We start from the raw sequence: 3,206 nt of genomic DNA on the forward strand, positions 1-3,206 counted from the left end.
AACACAGTGGACGCGAGCAACTGAGGACAAGCCCTCGGCCTATTAGTACCGGTCACCTCCACACCTCACGGTGCTTCCAGATCCGGCCTATCAACCCAGTCGTCTACTGGGAGCCTTAACCCCTCAAGGGGGTGGGAGTCCTCATCTCGAAGCAGGCTTCCCGCTTAGATGCTTTCAGCGGTTATCCCTCCCGAACGTAGCCAACCAGCCATGCCCTTGGCAGGACAACTGGCACACCAGAGGTTCGTCCGTCCCGGTCCTCTCGTACTAGGGACAGCCCTTCTCAAGACTCCTACGCGCACAGCGGATAGGGACCGAACTGTCTCACGACGTTCTAAACCCAGCTCGCGTACCGCTTTAATGGGCGAACAGCCCAACCCTTGGGACCGACTCCAGCCCCAGGATGCGACGAGCCGACATCGAGGTGCCAAACCATCCCGTCGATATGGACTCTTGGGGAAGATCAGCCTGTTATCCCCGGGGTACCTTTTATCCGTTGAGCGACGGCGCTTCCACAAGCCACCGCCGGATCACTAGTCCCGACTTTCGTCCCTGCTCGACCCGTCGGTCTCACAGTCAAGCTCCCTTGTGCACTTACACTCAACACCTGATTGCCAACCAGGCTGAGGGAACCTTTGGGCGCCTCCGTTACTCTTTAGGAGGCAACCGCCCCAGTTAAACTACCCATCAGACACTGTCCCTGATCCGGATCACGGACCCAGGTTAGACATCCAGCACGACCAGACTGGTATTTCAACGACGACTCCACCCACACTGGCGTGCGAGCTTCAAAGTCTCCCAGCTATCCTACACAAGCCGAACCGAACACCAATATCAAACTGTAGTAAAGGTCCCGGGGTCTTTCCGTCCTGCTGCGCGAAACGAGCATCTTTACTCGTAGTGCAATTTCACCGGGCCTATGGTTGAGACAGTCGAGAAGTCGTTACGCCATTCGTGCAGGTCGGAACTTACCCGACAAGGAATTTCGCTACCTTAGGATGGTTATAGTTACCACCGCCGTTTACTGGCGCTTAAGTTCTCAGCTTCGCCTGGACGAATCCAAGCTAACCGGTCCCCTTAACGTTCCAGCACCGGGCAGGCGTCAGTCCGTATACATCGCCTTACGGCTTCGCACGGACCTGTGTTTTTAGTAAACAGTCGCTTCTCGCTGGTCTCTGCGGCCACCCCCAGCTCGGAGTGCAAGACTCGTCACCGGGTGTGGCCCCCCTTCTCCCGAAGTTACGGGGGCATTTTGCCGAGTTCCTTAACCATAGTTCACCCGAACGCCTCGGTATTCTCTACCTGACCACCTGAGTCGGTTTAGGGTACGGGCCGCCATGAAACTCGCTAGAGGCTTTTCTCGACAGCATAGGATCATCCACTTCACCACAATCGGCTCGGCATCAGGTCTCAGCCGTATGCAAGGCGGATTTACCTACCTTGCGGCCTACACCCTTACCCCGGGACAACCACCGCCCGGGATGGACTACCTTCCTGCGTCACCCCATCACTCACCTACTACAGGTCTGGTCCGTCGGCTCCACCACTCCCCCTCACTCCGAAGAGATCAGGGGCGGCTTCACGGACTTAGCATCGCCTGGTTCAATGTTTGACGCTTCACAGCGGGTACCGGAATATCAACCGGTTATCCATCGACTACGCCTGTCGGCCTCGCCTTAGGTCCCGACTTACCCTGGGCAGATCAGCTTGACCCAGGAACCCTTAGTCAATCGGCGCAAACGTTTCTCACGTTTGTATCGCTACTCATGCCTGCATTCTCACTCGTGAACCGTCCACAACTCGCTTCCGCGGCTGCTTCACCCGGCACACGACGCTCCCCTACCCATCACAGCCGGCGTTGGCCGTATTGCTGCAATGACACGACTTCGGCGGTACGCTTGAGCCCCGCTACATTGTCGGCGCGGAATCACTAGACCAGTGAGCTATTACGCACTCTTTCAAGGGTGGCTGCTTCTAAGCCAACCTCCTGGTTGTCTGTGCGACTCCACATCCTTTCCCACTTAGCGTACGCTTAGGGGCCTTAGTCGATGCTCTGGGCTGTTTCCCTCTCGACCATGGAGCTTATCCCCCACAGTCTCACTGCCGCGCTCTCACTTACCGGCATTCGGAGTTTGGCTAAGGTCAGTAACCCGGTAGGGCCCATCGCCTATCCAGTGCTCTACCTCCGGCAAGAAACACACGACGCTGCACCTAAATGCATTTCGGGGAGAACCAGCTATCACGGAGTTTGATTGGCCTTTCACCCCTAACCACAGGTCATCCCCCAGGTTTTCAACCCTGGTGGGTTCGGTCCTCCACGACCTCTTACAGCCGCTTCAACCTGCCCATGGCTAGATCACTCCGCTTCGGGTCTTGAGCGTGCTACTAAAATCGCCCTGTTCGGACTCGCTTTCGCTACGGCTTCCCCACCCGGGTTAACCTCGCAACACACCGCAAACTCGCAGGCTCATTCTTCAAAAGGCACGCAGTCACGAGACACCAAGCAAGCTTGATGTCCGACGCTCCCACGGCTTGTAGGCACACGGTTTCAGGTACTATTTCACTCCGCTCCCGCGGTACTTTTCACCATTCCCTCACGGTACTATCCGCTATCGGTCACCAGGGAATATTTAGGCTTAGCGGGTGGTCCCGCCAGATTCACACGGGATTTCTCGGGCCCCGTGCTACTTGGGTGTCTCTCAAACGAGCCGCTGATGTTTCGACTACGGGGGTCTTACCCTCTACGCCGGACCTTTCGCATGTCCTTCGCCTACATCAACGGTTTCTGACTCGTCCTGTTGCCGGCAGACAACAGAAGAGAGATCCCACAACCCCGCACACGCAACCCCTGCCGGGTCTCACACGTATACGGTTTGGCCTCATCCGGTTTCGCTCGCCACTACTCCCGGAATCACGGTTGTTTTCTCTTCCTGCGGGTACTGAGATGTTTCACTTCCCCGCGTTCCCTCCACACTGCCTATGTGTTCAGCAGCGGGTGACAGCCCATGACGACTGCCGGGTTTCCCCATTCGGACACCCCCGGATCAAAGCCTGGTTGACGACTCCCCGGGGCCTATCGTGGCCTCCCACGTCCTTCATCGGTTCCTGGTGCCAAGGCATCCACCGTGCGCCCTTAAAAACTTGGCCACAGATGCTCGCGTCCACTGTGCAGTTCTCAAACAACGACCAACCACCCATCACCCCGG

Annotated in this window: 1 rRNA gene; it reads right to left on the reverse strand. The window is 57.3% G+C overall.

Features of this window, described 5'->3' with window-relative positions:
* Window positions 1–22 precede the first annotated feature (22 nt).
* A 23S ribosomal RNA gene (locus tag BZZ08_RS38045) occupies window positions 23–3,147 on the reverse strand.
* Window positions 3,148–3,206: the final 59 nt, after the last annotated feature.

This window comes from Streptomyces sp. MH60 (assembly GCF_002939385.1).
Classification (GTDB): domain Bacteria; phylum Actinomycetota; class Actinomycetes; order Streptomycetales; family Streptomycetaceae; genus Streptomyces.